Below are 15,167 nucleotides of genomic sequence, written 5' to 3'. Positions count from 1 at the left end.
CGGCGCAGCGACGAGACGAGACGACGCCTCCCGGAGCCGTCTTGCGTCCCGGGAGGCGTCGAGGTGATGCCTGGCTCAGCGCTCGGCTACCAGATGGTGACCCGGGATTCCGGGGCGAGCCAGAGGGCATCGCTCTCGGTGACGTCGAAGGCGTCGTAGAAGGCATCGACGTTGCGGACGATCTGATTGCATCGGAATTCGGCGGGCGAATGCGGGTCTACCGCGAGGAGCAGCTTCGCGTACTCGGGGCGCGCCTTCTGCTGCCACGCCTGCGCCCAGCTGAGGAAGAACCGCTGCGCCGCGGTGAGCCCGTCGATGACGTTCTCGTCGTCTGCGTCGAAGCCGACGTCTGCGCGGTAGGCGCGGTACGCCTTCCAGGCGATGCCGAGTCCGCCGAGGTCGCCGATGTTCTCGCCGATGGTGAGCTCGCCGTTGACCTTCTGGCCCTCGGTGCCCTCAGGTGAGAGTTCGTTGTACTGGTCGATGAGCGCCCGGGTGCGCTGCTCGAAGGCGGTGCGGTCGGTCGCGGTCCACCAGTCCTCGAGGCGCCCGTCTCCGTCGTACTTGGACCCCTGGTCGTCGAAGCCGTGCCCGATCTCGTGGCCGATGACGGCGCCGATGGCGCCGAAGTTCGCGGCGGGGTCGCGGTGCTCGTCGAAGAATGGCAGCTGGAGGATCGCGGCGGGGAAGACGATCTCATTCTCGCCTGGCGAGTAGTAGGCGTTGACGGTCTGTGGCGGCATCATCCACTCGTCGCGTCGCACGGGCGTGCCGAGCTTGGCGAATTCGTAGGCCGCCTCGTAGACGGAGGCCCGGCGCGAGTTGCCGACCACGTCGTCGTCCCTGATCTCCAGGTCGGAGTAGTCGCGCCAGCGGTCGGGGTACCCGATCTTGGTGACGAACTTCTCGAGCTTGTCGAGGGCTCGCTCACGGGTCTCTGGGCTCATCCACTCGAGTTCGGCGATGGATGCGCGGTAGGCCCCGGTGAGGTAGCCGACGAGCTCGAGCATCTTGGCCTTCGCGGTCGGCGAGAAGTGCCGCTCGACGTAGGCCTTGCCGATGGCCTCGGGGAGCTTGCCCTCAGCGTGGCCCGTGCCCCGCTTCCAGCGCTCGCGCTGCTCTGGCGTGCCCTGGAGGGTCTTGCCGTAGAAGTCGAAGTTGGCCGCGGAGACCGACGGGGCGAGGATGCCCGAGTACTGCGAGACGATGCCCCAGACGAGCCAGTCCTGCCAGGCCTGGAGCCGCTCGTGCGTGAGCAGGTCAGCTGCACCCTCGAAGAAGTCCGGCTGACGGACGATGACGCGGTCGAGTGCGCCGGCCGGTGCACCCCAGCGTGCGGTCCAGCCCGCGAAGTCGACGTTCGCGTAGGCCGCGCTGAGTTCCGCGAAGGTGCGCGGGTTGTACGCGAGCTCCGCCTCGCGCGACTTGACGACGTCCCAGTGGAGCTTGGCGATCTCGGTCTCGAGCGCGAAGACGCGCGCGGCCCGAGCCTCCGCGTCCGGCAGTCCGGCGAGGCCGAGCATGCGGGCGATGTGCGCCGTGTACTGCTCGCGGATCTCGGCGTACTGCTCCTCGCGGTAGTAGCTCTCGTCAGGCAGGCCGAGGCCCGACTGCTCGAAGTAGAGGGCGTACTCTGCGGGCGACTTGAGGTCGGGGTAGACATAGGCCGAGACGAACGAGCCGAGGCCGGTGCGCTCGAGGTCGCCGAGCACGTGGAGGAACTCGTCGATCGTCGATGCGGCGAGTGCGCGGTCGATGTCGGGGCGAACCGGGTCGAAGCCGAGGGCCTCGAGCTTCTCCTCGTCCATGAACGCCGCGTAGGCGTCTGCCGCCTTGCGCAGCTCCGACCCGGGCTCCGCGTCCGTGCCGCTCTTCAGGATGTCGAGGACCGCCTTCTCGGCGTCTTCGCGCAACTGGATGAAGCTGCCGTAGGCGGGCAGGTACGCGGGCACCTCCGTGGCAGCGATCCACTTGCCGTTGGTGTGCCTGAACAGGTCGTCTGCGGGGCGGACCGAGGCGTCGAGCGCCTCCAGGTCGATGCCCGAGGGCAGCTGCTCGGTTGCGGGAGCGGTGGAGGCGAGGTCGTCCGTCTGTGACATGTCCCTCAGGCTAGAACACGCCACCGACACAGGCGCTGAGATCACCTCAGGGCGAACACGCGAGGGGACGCGGGGTCACCCACCGTGCACCTGCCCGCGTCTGGGCAACGGGCTTCGCGCTGACTCCTGGGAGGATGGATCCGTGCGCGCATCTCGGAACCCCCAACCCGCTGGACGCGCCGATGCACGCGCGCTCGACCGCAGCATCCTGACCCTCGCGGTTCCGGCGTTCGGGGCGCTCGTCGCCGAGCCGCTGTTCCTGCTCACCGACACGGCCCTCGTCGGCCACCTCGGCGATACGGCGCTCGCTGGCCTCGGAGTCGCGGCGACGATCCTGCACACGATCGTCGGCATCATGGTGTTCCTGGCCTACACGACGACCCCGGTCGTGGCGCGGCTGCTCGGCTCCGGCAACCGGCCAGGCGCCATCCGCGCCGGTATCGAGGGCATGTGGCTGGCGGCCTTCTGCGGGCTCGTGCTCCTCATCGTCGGCCTCCCCCTGAGCGCTCCGCTCGTCGGCGTCTTCACGAGCGATCCCGGCGCCATCGATGCCGCGAACACGTACCTGTCCCTGAGCCTGTGGGGTCTCCCCGCGATGCTGCTCGTCATCGCCGCCATGGGCCTGCTGCGCGGCCTGCAGAACACCAAGGTGCCGCTGGTCGTCGCCATCGCGGGCTTCGCCGTGAACGGGGGGCTGAACGCGGTCTTCATCTACGGCTTCGGCTGGGGCATCGCGGGGTCTGCCCTCGGAACGGTCATCGCGCAGTGGGGCATGGCCATCGTCTACATCGTCATCGCGGTCCGAGCGGGCCGCGAGCTCGGCGTCTCGCTGCGGCCGGGTATCGGCGACCCTCGGACGGTGTTCTCGGCGAACGCGTTCATGGTGCTGCGCACCCTCACGCTGCGCGCTTCCCTCGTCGTGCTGGTCTGGGCGGCCGGGCAGCAGGGGGTCGCGGAGCTGGCCTCCCTGCAGATCCTCCTCTCGGTCAACAGCCTCATCGCCTTCACCCTGGATGCGCTCGCCATCGCGGGCCAGGCGATGGTCGGGCACGCCCTCGGTGCCGGTGACACGAAGCGGGTCACGGCGATCTCCCGCCGCCTCAAGCAGTGGGGGTTCTGGTTCGGCGTGATCCTCGCGGTCGTGTTCGCGGCCCTCGCGTGGGTTCTCGGGTACGTCTTCACGAGCGACACCGCCGTGCTCTCCCTCTTGCCCGTCGGGTTCCTCATCCTCGCTGCCGGGACTCCGATCGCGGGGTTCGTCTACGTGCTCGACGGCATCCTCATCGGGGCGGGTGACGTTCGCTACCTGGCGCTGGCTGGCATCCCGCCGCTGCTCGTGCTGGTGGTCGGCGTGACGGTCGTGCTGCAGCTCGGGATGCAGGGTGCGGCTGGTCTCGGAGTGCTGTGGGCGTCGTTCGCCGTTGGCACCATGGGCGCTCGGGCGCTCGTCCTGGGTGCCAGGGAGCGCGGCACGAAGTGGCTCGTCCCGGGCGCCGCGAGGTAGCGGACGCACGGATCCGCTTGCTCGTCCTCGCGGAGCCGAGCCGAGCCACGGGGAGTTCTCCCCATCGCTCCCCGGGTGATTTCCTGCAAATGTGGGGATTGCGGGTCGCCCCTGGGCTCGCAGACGCTGCGCGCATCTGACGCCGGCGCCAACAGATCCCCCTCTGGAGTTCCACCATGCGTGCATCCCTTCCCTCGAACAGCAGCTCGACCGACAAGCAGCTCCCCTCGCGGCGCGCCATCGTGACTGCCGGCGCCTGGAGCATTCCCCTCGTGACACTGGCCGTCGGAGCACCGTCGGCGTCGGCGAGCACGACGACCGCCGGGTTCGACCTCGCGATCGTCGGCCTGCAGTTCGGGGATTCCCTCCCCCTCTTCACGCCGGACTACTCCCAGCGGTACACGTCGTTCGTGCCGCTCAGCAACTTCGCCGTCGCGAACTTCGGCGACACGCCTTCCCCTGCTTCGGGCTTCCAGGCCAGCTACACGGTCGACAACGAGGTGGCCACGATCGACCGCGTCGGGTACCGGGTCGCCGGGGCCGCTGAGCCCACGTACGTCGACGATGTCGAGACGATCGTGACCGGAACGCGCACCGAGCACAGGTGGCTCGTCCCCGTCTCGGTTCCCGTCAACGAGTCCGACGACCCGATCTTCCCCACCGGTGCGGTGGTGCTCGTCGTCGAGTCGACCGTGCTCCTGCGCTACCCGAACGACGCGTACGACCCGGCGAAGATCACGGGATCCCGGGTCAGCGCCACGTCTCTGGCTCCCGAGACCAAGACCGACAACAACGTGCTGCAGGGCGTCGGCGTCACCGAGCTCGAGCCGGCCGCACCGTACGCCGCGGAGACCGAGGCGAGCTTCGAGACGGTGCCCCTCGGCACCGGGCCGGCCCGCACGAGCCGTCCGACGTCGGTCAAGATCACGTCGGTCGGCCCGAGCCCGCTTCCCGCGTCGGGCTCAGCCGTCGTCAGGTTCGACTACCGCTCGACGACGACCTTCTCCATCGCCAACGTCCGCCGCAACGGCACCGCGACCGGTGACTTCCTCCAGAACGTGACCGCACCGGAGCGTCAGGCAGGCTCGAGTGTGCAGGAGCTTGTCGCCGTGTTCGGGACACCGCTCGACGCTGACGATTTCCTCGAGTTCGACATCGTCTACGACGCTCCGGGCGCTGGTTCCTTCGACGTGGCGTCGACCGCTGGGCACGTGGGCTTCCTTCCGGCCGACAACAACGATCGCAACCAGCGCACCACCGAGTTCGCCTACGCCTACGGCGTCGTCCCGGCCTGAGCGTGAAGGGCGGGCCTCCGAAGGGCTCCGGCTGAGAGCGAGGCCCACTCGGGGAGGGTCCGAACATGGGCCTGACCGTCCCCCAGGATCGCTCGCGCTCGGGCCTCGGGAGCGGTACGTTCTCGTCATGGTCCCACTCGACAGCCTGCTCGCCTTCGCCATCGCGTCGGTGCTGCTCATCCTCATCCCGGGGCCGAGCGTGCTCTTCGTGATCGGCAGGTCGATCGCGCTCGGCCGTCGGGCCGGCGTGCTGAGCGTCGTCGGCAACGCCATCGGGATGATCCCGGCGGTCCTCGCGGTGGCGCTCGGGGTCGGGGCTCTTGTCGCCTCGTCGGTCGTGGCGTTCACGATCATCAAGATCGTCGGCGCGGTCTACCTCGTCTGGCTCGGCGTGCAGGCGATCCGCACGAGGAACGCCCATCTCGAGGCCGCACCGCCCGTTCCCGCGAGCGCCTTCAAGCTGCTCACGCAGGGCTTCATCGTCGGCAGCACGAACCCGAAGACGATCGCGTTCTTCGTGGCCGTGCTCCCCCAGTTCGTGTCGCCGGCGGCCGGGCCGGCCTGGCTCCAGCTCATGGAGCTCGGCGTCTGCTTCCTTCTGCTGGCGCTCGTCTTCGACGGTGCGTGGGCGCTCTTCGCCGGCACCGCACGGGCCTGGTTCGCACGCTCCCCCAAGCGCATCTCCGGCATGTCAGCGACGGGTGGAGCCATGATGATCGGGCTCGGCGGGGCGCTCGCCTTCACCGGCGCGAAGTCCTAGAGACGCGGTCAGGCTGGCCGGTCCCGTGCATCCGGGACCGGCCAGCCATGCGCTCCGCGCGCGAGCGGCGTGCTCTTGGTGACGCCTCGCTGTTGGGAGCTCCTCCGCTACTCGCGCTCGGGCGCGGCGCGGCGACGGGCGACGAGTGCCACGGTGATGCCTGCGGCGAGGAGCAGACCAGCGCCGATCGCGATGGGCGCGGCACCCTCGGCGCCGGTCGTGGCCAGCGAGTCCCCGCCCCGGCCGGTCGCCGAGGTGCTCGTGGGTGCTGGAGCCGCACTGGCAGGAGCGGTGGCGGATGCCGTCGTGGACGCGGTCGGCTCGGTCGTCGCCGTCGGTTCGTTGGTCGCGGTCGCCGTCGGCTCTGTGGTCGCGGTCGGCACGGTCGTGGCCGTCGGCTCGGTCGGCACGGTCGGAGCCGGCGGAGCGACCTCGACCCACGCGGACGTCAGCAGCCACTGCGCCATCTCGGTGTTGTCGAGGTAGTGGCCGCGCAGCGGGTCCCGCTGATCGGCGAGCGCCGTGAGCTGCTCGGCACCTGCACCCTTGTAGAAGAAGGGCACGAGCTGGTTGGTGTGGTTCGTGGAGTTCCACGAGTGGGTGGCGTAGTCGAGGTGGTTCTCGACCGTCATGGGCGTGAACTGGCCTTCGACCGGGCCAGAGAGGTAGCCGGTCTCGTGGTCGGCGGTGACGACGACGAGCGTCTCATCCCAGCTCGACTCGGTCTCGACCCAGTCGATGACGGAATCCACGGCGTCGTTGAAGGCGAGGGTCTCCTCGAGTGCTCGGTCGGTCTGGTTGGCGTGCCCGGTCCAGTCGATCGCGCCGCCCTCGACCATGAGGAACATGCCGCTGTCGTTGTTGTCGAGCACGTTCAGGGCGCCCTCGGTGAGCGTCGCGAGACCCGGCACGTCGTTCCTCGCGCCACTGTCCGTGCGGCCCTGCTGCAGCGTCGAGCCGACCTGGGGGACCCCGAAGACCTGCTCGGGGGTGTCGCCCTCGGTGAGCGCCGCGAAGTCCTCATTCGTCTCCAGGAAGGCGTAGTCGCTCGCGCCGTTCGTGGCGGCCTCCCACTCCGCTTGGCCGACGTACTGGTAGTTCGGTGCGGCCAAGGGCTGGTTGTCGTCGTCGTAGAACGGGTGGCCCGCGCCGATCACGACGTCCATCTCGCCAGAGAGCTGCTGGGCGGCGATGCCGTGGTAGTCGTTGCGCGACACGTTGTGTGCCGAGTAGGCAGCGGGTGTGGCGTGCGAGAACGGCACGCTCGTGACGACGCCCGTCGACTTGCCGAGCGAGTTCGCACGCTCCGAGAGATTCTCGACCACGTTCTCGTCGACGTCCACTCCGATGCCCGCGTTGTAGGTCTTGACGCCTGTCGCCATGGCGGTTCCTGCCGCGGCGGAGTCGGTCGGGTCGTTCTTGTTCCACTCGAAGTCGGTCCAGGACTCCGCGGGGTCGTACGCGGGGCCCTCAGCCCAGTTCGTGGACATGCCGGCGAGGTCCCAGCTCTGGAAGCCCTCCGTCGGCCGGTCAGCGTTGCTGCCAGCTGGGATGACCTTCTTGTCCCCGCCCGTGGTGACCTGGTAGTAGGTCTCGCCGCTGGTGTGGGCGTTCGCGAGGTCGACGAAGTTGTAGCCCATGCCGTCGCCGATGAGCACGATGACGTTCTTCGGGCCGGTCTCGTCGGCGACGGCCGGCGTCGCGGCGAACGCGGTGCCTGCGATGGCGAGCGCGGTGAGCGCGACTGCGCCTCCGGCGAGTGGTCTGCGGATGATGCTGGGCATCTGGTTCCTTCCGGTCCGTCTTCGGGGTACCTCGGCGACGCTATGAGAACCATTCGCATGTCCGGCGAAGCCGCAGTTTCCCCCGGGTAGCTCCCCGGTGAATTTCGAGTGACCTCATCGAGGGCCGAAACCGGCGCGCACGACCACCCGGTGCATCGGGAGCGATTACCCTCGTCAGGTGCGTCTTGTCATTGCGAACTGCAGCGTCGATTACATCGGCCGTCTCACCGCCCACCTCCCCATGGCCCCACGGGTGCTCATGCGCAAGGCCGACGGCAGCCTCCTGGTGCACTCGGACGGCGGCAGCTACAAGCCGCTGAACTGGATGAGCGCACCCTGCTCCATCGTCGAGGAGGAACCGGACGCGACCCAGCTCGAAGCTGGCATCACCGCGCTCTGGCGGGTCACGCAGACGAAGACCGGCGACCAGCTGCTCGTCACGATCGGCGAGGTCTTCGGCGACCACTCGCACGAGCTCGGCAAAGACCCCGGCCTCGAGAAGGACGGCGTCGAGGCGCACCTCCAGAAGCTGCTCGCCGACCAGATCGACCTGCTCGGCGAGGGGCATGCCCTCGTGCGCCGGGAGTACATGACCGCCATCGGGCCGGTCGACATCCTGGCGCGCGACGAGAGCGGCGCTTCTGTTGCCGTGGAGATCAAGCGCCGTGGAGGCATCGACGGCGTCGAGCAGCTGACGCGCTACCTCGAGCTCATGAACCGCGACCCGCTGCTCGCTCCCGTCTCGGGGGTGTTCGCCGCGCAGGAGATCGCCCCGCAGGCACGCACGCTCGCCGAGGACCGCGGCATCCGCTGCGTCATCCTCGACTACGACGAGATGCGCGGCGTCGACCCGCGCCACATGCGCCTGTTCTAGCCGCGCGCACCCCAACCGTTCAGCGGGCTGTCGCCTGCCGCTCGGCCAGCCCTCACTACACTGGCTCGGACATGACGCACACAAGCTCTCCAGAAACGGAAGGCCGGGTCCCGACAGACCCGCAGCCGGCACCGGCCGTCCAGCCTGCGGCGACCACGACGACGCGCAGGGTCGACCTCGAGCGCGGTACCGGCATCGCCCCGTACACGGCGGTGCTCTGGGACCTGGACGGGACGATCAGCGACTCGGCGCCGGGCATCCTGAACAGCCTGCGCACCGTCCTCTCGAGCTACGGGCTGCCGATCCCGAGCGACAGCGAGCTGCTCAAGCACGTGGGCCCGCCGATCCACGAGACGTTCGCCGCCTACGGGCTCGACCCCATCGAGGCGACCGAACGCTATCGCGCGATCTACCGCGCCTCTGAGTCGTTCATCGGCGACGCGTACCCGGGGGTGCTCCAGGTCATCCGCGACGTGCACGCCGCGGGCATCCCGCAATCGACGGCGACGAGCAAGCCGGAGAGCTCGGCGAGGGTCATCCTCGAGAGCTACGGGGTCGCCGACAGATTCCTCACCATCACGGGAGCCTCCGACGACGAGGTGCGTTCGGCCAAGGCCGACGTCATCGAGGAGGCGCTTCGTCGACTCGACGTGGCGGGCGTCGACCTCAGCAACGTGCTGATGATCGGCGACCGGTTCTACGACGTCGAGGGGGCTGCCGAGCACGGCGTGCCCGCGGTCTACGTGTCCTGGGGCTACGGCCGCCTCGGCGAGGAGGCGGGCTCCGTCGCGGTCGCCGATTCGGCGGAACGACTCCGAGCCTTCCTCTCGCTCGACTGACCACGCCGGAGTTCCCGTCGCTTTGTCGGTGCGTCGTCGTATCCTCATGGCATGCGCGCAGAGAGCTCTTTCACCATCGAAGCCTGGGACGCCAACGGCAGGGCCGTCGGCATCGAGACCGCCGCACCGCTTGGCGGTGCATTCATCGTCCGTGCGATCTCGGGCGGTGACATCGAGGGGCGCAGCGAGGTGCTCTTCGCTGGTGCCTTCAACGAGAAGCACGGTTCGGGCACGTACGTCGCGATCGACGCCTTCGAGGGCTCGATAGCGGGCAGGACCGGCACGCTCGCGTTCTGGCACGCGAACACGGTCGCGAGGGGCCGTCCTGCTGCTGGCGGCGGCGTGCTGCATATCGTCCCCGACTCGGGCACCGGAGAGCTGATCGGCGCGAGCGGCACGGGGGAGATCATCGCCCGTGGCGACGACCACACGCTTGTCCTGCAGATCGAGTTCGACGATGCCGACGACGTGGAGATCGACGGCGAGGTGCTCGCGGGCGAGGTCGAGGCGGGCTCGTCGAAGAGCGAGGCCTGACGGGAAGCCGGCCGCCCGTGCCAACGAAGGCGGGAGCCGCATCCACGCGGCCGAACCCCTTCACGCCCTCATTCGGCGTGACGCCGCCGCTGCTTGTCGGCCGGTCGGCGATGCTGGCGTCGTTCGAAGCGGCGATCGACGGCACGCCGGGCGAGGTGGGGAGGGCGACCCTCGTCACCGGGCTGCGCGGCGTCGGCAAGACCGTCATGCTCAACGCGCTGGAGGACATCGCCGTCACACGCGGCTGGCTCGTGATCTCGGAGACGGCCACGAAGGGGCTGGCCGAGCGGATGACCACCGAAGCGCTCCCCAAGCTCCTGGCCGAGCACGACCCGAGGGCCAGCAAGCGCCGCATCACGGGAGTCACCCTGCCGATGGGCACCGGAGGGTTCGTGTCGACGGTCGAGGAGCGCTACCGACCCGTCGCCAACCTGCGGTCACAGCTGACGGAGCTCACGCGTCTGCTCGCCCCGAACGGCACAGGGGTCCTCATCACCGTCGACGAGATCCACCGCGGCGCGATCGACGACCTCCGCGAGATCACGACGGTCGTGCAGCACGCGTTCCGCGAGGGGCTCGACGTCGCGTTCGTCGGCGCCGGCCTCAAGCCGAACATCAACGAGCTGCGCAGCGACCGCATGCTGACGTTCCTGCGCCGCGCGCACGTCCAGGAACTCGGGCAGCTCGACTACGAGGCGTCGGCGAGGGCTCTCCGGGAGCCCATCGCGGAGGGTGGGCGCAGCATCGACGACGACGCCCTCGACTACGCGGTGCGAGGCACGCAGGGGTACCCGTTCCTCGTGCAGTTCATCGGCTCGAAATCGTGGCAGGAGGCAGGCGCCGCCGAGCGCATCCAGCTCGCGCACGCCCGCCGGGCCGTTCGGCTCGCACGGCAGGCCATGGGCCAGTACATCTACGAACCCACCCTCGCCGCACTGTCCGTCGGCGACCGGACCTACCTGGCCGCCATGGCGAGCGACGACGGGCCGTCGCGCTCGAGCGATATCCGGTTGCGGATGCGCGCGAAGGCCGGCTACGTGGGCGTGTACCGCCAGCGGCTCATCAACGCCGGCATCATCGAGCCCGCGGGCTACGGCAGCGTGCAGTTCACGACGCCGTACCTGCGGGAGTATCTGCGAGAGCACGTGGTGAGCGAGGCCATCGCGCTTCCGCAGGGGCGGGCATTCCCGCCGCCGCCCGATGAGGACGAGGACCTCGACGACTGAGCCCCTCCGGGCCCAGTCGTGAGGGCGGGGTCGGCCTCGACGGACTCAGGGAACGCGCACGCCGGTGAACGGCGTCGCTCGACGCAGCTCGAAGCCCAGCTTCTCGTACGCGGCGATGGCACCCGTGTTGGCGGCCGCAGCGTGCATGAGCGCACGATCGCCGCGTTCCTGGATGTGGAAGGCGACGTCGAGCACAAGACGTGATGCGAGTCCCTGTCGGCGGTAGTCGGCGTCGGTCGCGACCGCGCTGATCTCCGTCCAACCCGCCGGGTGGAGTCGCTCTCCGGCCATGGCGATGAGCTTGCCGTCGCGGCGGATGCCGACGTAGCGCCCGAGCACGTACGTTCGCGGCAGGAAGGGGCCGGGCTGGTTGCGCTCCACGAGCGCCAGCATCTCGGGGGCGTCGTCTGCCCCGAGCTCGACGACCTCCTCGTCGGGTCTCGTCTGCAGACGAGGCGTCTCGACCAGCTGCACCCCTTCGCCGCGCCAGGTCTGCGCCCAGCCGGCCGGAACCTCGGGGTCTGCGTGCGAGATCGCGAGCTCGGCCCCGGAGCCGAGGAGCTCGGCGATCGCGTCCCAGACGTCGGGCTCCTCCCAGGAGCGGACGCCCACGAACGGCGACACGTCGGCCGGATACCGCTTGACGAGGTCGCCGCCGACCGCGAGGTGCGCGTGGGCGCCCGTCAGCGAGTTCCAGGCGGGGTTGTCGAGCACGGAGGTGGAGGCGATGGTGGTGTCGGTCATGAGGTCCTCGAGACGGTGGATGTGTCTCCGATTGTCACGCACACGGCACGATGCTCTCGACGTCGTGACCGACGGTTACGACCCGTTGCCTCCCGCTCGGCTCAGATGCCGAGCTTCGCGCGCAGCTCCTCCACGTGGCCGTCCGGGTCGATGTCGTAGGCGACCCAGGAGAGCTTCCCGGTGGCATCCACGATGAACGTCGACCTGATGACTCCGGTCCCCGCGATTCCCGCGACGGGACGCTCGCCCCACGCGCCCCATTCCATGGCGGTCGCCCCCGAGTCGCTGAGGAGCGAGTAGGGCACCCGCTGCTCCTCGCCGAAGATGGCCAGCTCTCGCGGCTGGTCGAGCGAGATGCCGAGCACGGTGACTCCGGCGTCGCTGAGTGCGGCGTAGTTGTCGCGGAAGTCGCACGCCTGCTGCGTGCACTTGCGCGTGCCGGCCTTCGGGTAGAAGTAGACGACGACTGGCGAGCCGGCGAGGTCGCTGAGGCGGATGATCTCGCCGTGCTGGTCGGTGAGCGCGAAATCGGGGGCGCTGTCGCCAACGCTGAGAGTGGTGACCAAGATTGCTCCTCGCTCGGGAATCAGACCTGCCCGACTCTAGCGAGCGCGCATCCACCGTCGCCTGTGAACGAGTCGCGGGCCACCCGCCCACCGGGGGCGAGCGGCCCGCAACTGCAGAACGGAACCGAGCGGTCGGCGCGAAGCCGACCCTGGCTGGACTCTCTAGGCCTCCACGGTGATGCCGAAGGCTTCTGCGAGGCGCAGGATCTTGCGTGCGCGACCGAGACGCGGGAGGTCGCTGCCGTCGCGGACCACGCCGCCGGAAGCGTCGAAGTCGGCGAGGAACTCGCGTGCCCAGAGGATGTCGCTCGTCTGCGGGCAGATGACCTCGTTGACGACGGCCGTCTGCTCGAGGCGGAGGCACAGCTTGCCGGTCATGCCGTGCTCGAGCGTCCACTCGGACTCGTTGCGGAGGACACGGAGGCTCTCGTCGGTGGTGGGTCCGTCGACGGGGCCCGGGAGGCCGGCCGCCTTGGAGGAGACGGTGAGGCGCGAGCGTGCGTAGGCCATGGCCTCGCGCGTCGCCCACATGCCGGTGTCGCGACGGAAGTCGCCGCTGCCGAAGGCGAGGCGGAAGGCGCCGTCGGCGCGGGCGATGTTCGTGGCCTCTTCGAGTCCGAGTGCCGACTCGATGAGCGGCACCACGGGGATGCGGGCGCCGAGTCGCTGGTACGTGTTGACGACCTGCTCGGCCTGCTCCGTCTTGGCGAGCACGACTCCGAGGAGACCGGGGACTCCCGCGAGCTCGTCGACGTCGTCGGCCCAGAAGTCGGACAGGGTGTCGTTGATGCGCACCCAGGCGGCGTTGCCGGCCTTGAGCCAGGCGATGACATCAGCCCGGGCGGCGGCCTTGTGCTTGGGGTCGACGGCGTCCTCGATATCGAGGATGACGACGTCGGCGCGCGAGGCTGCCGCAGCGTCGAAGGCTTCGGGCTTGGACGCCGGGACGAGCAACCAGGACCTGGCGTCTGCCGGGGGCACGACGTGTCCGGCGGTTGACTTGGGGTGGGGGCTCGCTGGAGCGTTCAGAACTCTCGCCTCATTCATCGACTGGATGCACGGGCCTGCTCGACCGCGTACGGCCGCGTGACACGCAGCCAAGGTGTGAGCTTAGTACGACGAAACGCGGTGTCCTCTTGCGGACCTCTACAAGAACGGCCAGGGATCCTGATCAGTAGGAGAACGGGATCAGGCCGATGAGGAAGAAGAGAACTGCGGGAACGAGGGTGATGACGCCGACGACGGAGCCGACAGCGGCTGGCATGTTGCGCCATCCGCTCGATCGAAGCGCGAGGACGCCGAAGACGATGGCGGCAGCGGAGGTCAGCAGCTGCAGGATGCCGGTCGCGGGGCTCAGCACCCCGTAGATCTCGTAGCCGCCAGTGCGCGCCAGGATGCTCATCACGAAGGAGAGGAACGTGTTGATCGCCCACCCTCCGAGCGCGCTCGCCAGCGAGATCATGCCGAAGCGGTTCGTCGAGAAGGAGAGCTCTTCGCGCAGGCTCGAGAAGCTGGCCAGCTGCGTTCGACTCGGCGCCTTGGCCTGCTGGGGGCTGCCCGGCTGCTGGTAGCCACCCGGTTGGGCGTACTCGCCAGGCTGGGCATAGCTCCCCGGCTGCTGGTGGGCATCGGGCTGTGCGTAGCCGCCAGGCTGTGCGTAGCCCCCAGGCTGTGCGTAGCCGCCGGGCTGCTGGTACTCGCCAGGCTGCTGAGGGTCACCCGCTACCTGACCGTATCCCTGCCCCGACGGCGCCTGGCCAGCAGGACCGTAGGCGGCGGGTGTGCCGCTCGGCGGGGTGCCGTAGCCGGAGGCGCCCTGGGCTGCGTTCGACTGGGGGTCGGGGCTGTGCTGTCCGTTCCACTGGCTCGGTGTCGTCATGCGTTCACCCTAGGACCGTTGGTGTGTTCGTGACGCGGGCACCTCTGCCCGTCGCCTCTCTGCAATACGATTCGGTGCATGACGACGACGTTCTCCCCCTCGCCTGTTCTTGCCATCGACGCTGGCCAGAGCGGCATCCGCTCGCAGATCGATTCCGGCGAGGTTCGCTCCTTCGCCGCGATTCGCACCGACCTCCCGTTGGCACCGCAGCTCGCGAGCGTCGTGGAGCAGTCGCTGCGTGATTCTGGGTTGGCGGGGGTCACAGTGTCCGGTGGCGTGTCGGGGGTGACGCACGCGCAGACGGTTGCGGATGAACTCGCTCTGCTGGTCGGGCAGTTCGGCGTCGCGAGAGTCTTCATCGCGCACGATTCGATCTCGGCCTTCCTGGGGGCCCTCGGGTCCGAGCTCGGTGCGGTCGTCGCTGCTGGCACGGGTGTCGTGACGCTCGCGGTCGGCGCGGAACGCCTCGCGCAGGTCGACGGCTGGGGCTACCTCGTCGGCGATGCAGGTTCCGGGTACTGGATCGGTCGCGCCGCGCTGGACTCGGTGATGCGCGCCTTCGATGGCCGTGGCCCGGAGACGGCGCTCACCGAGGTCGTGCTCGCCCACCACCCGGATCTGCCGAGCATGTACGTGTCGCTGCAGACGAACGAGGGGAAGGTCCGTCACATCGCGTCGTTCGCTCGGTCGGTCGGCGACCTGGCGGAGACGGATGCGGTCGCTGCTGGAATCCTGGCGGCGGCGGGCTCGGAGCTAGCCGCCTCGGTCGCGGCCGGGCTCGCGCGGGTCGGTCTGCCCGGCGGGCGTGAGGTCGTGCAGGTGCGGGCGATCGGCAACGTGTTCTCGTCGCCGCATGTGGCCGCGGCGTTCCGGCGCTCGCTGCTCGAGCGGGTGCCGGAGGCTCGGGTGGCGGTGGGCGAGAGCCACCCGCTGGACGGGGCGGCGATGCTCCCCCATCTGGAGAGGGACCACGCGCTCATCGCCTCGATCGGGGTCGTGACGCTCTAGGTCGTGACGCTCGAGATCGTGACGTTCGAGGCTCGCGCGCGGACGGCCTCCCTGA

The 15,167-nt window shown here is 69.4% G+C and carries 14 protein-coding genes; 8 read left to right on the top strand and 6 right to left on the bottom strand.

The annotated features are described in order from the left end of the window. Window positions 1–86 precede the first annotated feature (86 nt). On the bottom strand, window positions 87–2,099 hold the full coding sequence (locus C5E06_RS16450) for a M13 family metallopeptidase (protein ID WP_104307590.1): 2,013 nt from the start codon (window positions 2,097–2,099) through the stop codon (window positions 87–89). Window positions 2,100–2,241: 142 nt separating this feature from the next. On the opposite strand from C5E06_RS16450, the gene C5E06_RS16445 reads away from it, so the two are divergent. The 3 genes from C5E06_RS16445 (at window position 2,242) to C5E06_RS16435 (ending at window position 5,658) form a co-directional block, all read left to right on the top strand. Then, the gene (locus C5E06_RS16445) at window positions 2,242–3,603 is read left to right on the top strand and encodes an MATE family efflux transporter (RefSeq protein WP_258067717.1); all 1,362 of its coding nucleotides are present in this window, start codon (window positions 2,242–2,244) and stop codon (window positions 3,601–3,603) included. Between the two features lie 176 nt (window positions 3,604–3,779). After that, window positions 3,780–4,898, top strand: coding sequence for a hypothetical protein (locus C5E06_RS16440; RefSeq protein ID WP_104307588.1), 1,119 nt, complete (start codon window positions 3,780–3,782; stop codon window positions 4,896–4,898). Window positions 4,899–5,025: 127 nt separating this feature from the next. After that, on the top strand, window positions 5,026–5,658 hold the full coding sequence (locus tag C5E06_RS16435) for a LysE family translocator (RefSeq protein ID WP_104244103.1): 633 nt from the start codon (window positions 5,026–5,028) through the stop codon (window positions 5,656–5,658). A gap of 107 nt (window positions 5,659–5,765) precedes the next feature. Here the strand turns inward: C5E06_RS16435 and C5E06_RS16430 are convergent, their stop codons facing one another. Continuing rightward, window positions 5,766–7,442, bottom strand: a complete 1,677-nt coding sequence (locus C5E06_RS16430) for an alkaline phosphatase (protein WP_219820237.1) — start codon at window positions 7,440–7,442, stop codon at window positions 5,766–5,768. A 178-nt stretch (window positions 7,443–7,620) separates the two neighbouring features. Between C5E06_RS16430 and nucS the strand changes: the two genes are divergently transcribed. The 4 genes from nucS to C5E06_RS16410 all read left to right on the top strand — a co-directional run bounded on the left by nucS (window position 7,621) and on the right by C5E06_RS16410 (window position 10,915). Beyond that, window positions 7,621–8,316: an endonuclease NucS gene (gene nucS / locus C5E06_RS16425; protein WP_104244101.1), complete on the top strand. Its 696-nt coding sequence runs from the start codon at window positions 7,621–7,623 to the stop codon at window positions 8,314–8,316. A gap of 71 nt (window positions 8,317–8,387) precedes the next feature. Beyond that, window positions 8,388–9,155, top strand: a complete 768-nt coding sequence (locus C5E06_RS16420) for an HAD hydrolase-like protein (protein WP_104307587.1) — start codon at window positions 8,388–8,390, stop codon at window positions 9,153–9,155. Window positions 9,156–9,206: 51 nt separating this feature from the next. Further along, complete coding sequence (locus tag C5E06_RS16415; protein ID WP_104300385.1) at window positions 9,207–9,689, top strand: DUF3224 domain-containing protein; 483 nt, start codon at window positions 9,207–9,209, stop codon at window positions 9,687–9,689. Between the two features lie 17 nt (window positions 9,690–9,706). Continuing rightward, window positions 9,707–10,915, top strand: a complete 1,209-nt coding sequence (locus C5E06_RS16410; RefSeq protein ID WP_219819524.1) for an ATP-binding protein — start codon at window positions 9,707–9,709, stop codon at window positions 10,913–10,915. Window positions 10,916–10,960: 45 nt separating this feature from the next. On the opposite strand, the gene C5E06_RS16405 is transcribed toward C5E06_RS16410, so the two are convergent. The 4 genes from C5E06_RS16405 to C5E06_RS16390 all read right to left on the bottom strand — a co-directional run bounded on the left by C5E06_RS16405 (window position 10,961) and on the right by C5E06_RS16390 (window position 14,104). Then, complete coding sequence (locus C5E06_RS16405; protein WP_104307586.1) at window positions 10,961–11,659, bottom strand: GNAT family N-acetyltransferase; 699 nt, start codon at window positions 11,657–11,659, stop codon at window positions 10,961–10,963. A 101-nt stretch (window positions 11,660–11,760) separates the two neighbouring features. Beyond that, window positions 11,761–12,225, bottom strand: a complete 465-nt coding sequence (locus tag C5E06_RS16400; RefSeq protein WP_219819525.1) for a peroxiredoxin — start codon at window positions 12,223–12,225, stop codon at window positions 11,761–11,763. 162 nt (window positions 12,226–12,387) lie between these two features. After that, on the bottom strand, window positions 12,388–13,206 hold the full coding sequence (locus tag C5E06_RS16395) for a CoA ester lyase (RefSeq protein WP_258063482.1): 819 nt from the start codon (window positions 13,204–13,206) through the stop codon (window positions 12,388–12,390). 190 nt (window positions 13,207–13,396) lie between these two features. Further along, entirely contained in the window at window positions 13,397–14,104 is a 708-nt protein-coding gene (locus tag C5E06_RS16390; protein WP_104307585.1) for a hypothetical protein, read from the bottom strand. A gap of 78 nt (window positions 14,105–14,182) precedes the next feature. Here C5E06_RS16390 and C5E06_RS16385 point away from each other — a divergent pair, with 78 nt between their 5' ends. Next, window positions 14,183–15,112, top strand: coding sequence for an N-acetylglucosamine kinase (locus tag C5E06_RS16385; protein WP_104307584.1), 930 nt, complete (start codon window positions 14,183–14,185; stop codon window positions 15,110–15,112). Window positions 15,113–15,167: the final 55 nt, after the last annotated feature.

The sequence above is a fragment of the Pseudoclavibacter sp. RFBI5 genome (assembly GCF_002931395.1).
Lineage (GTDB): Bacteria > Actinomycetota > Actinomycetes > Actinomycetales > Microbacteriaceae > Pseudoclavibacter.
The sequence above is the reverse complement of the archived record's forward strand: the minus strand, read 5'-3'. Positions and strand labels throughout refer to the sequence as shown.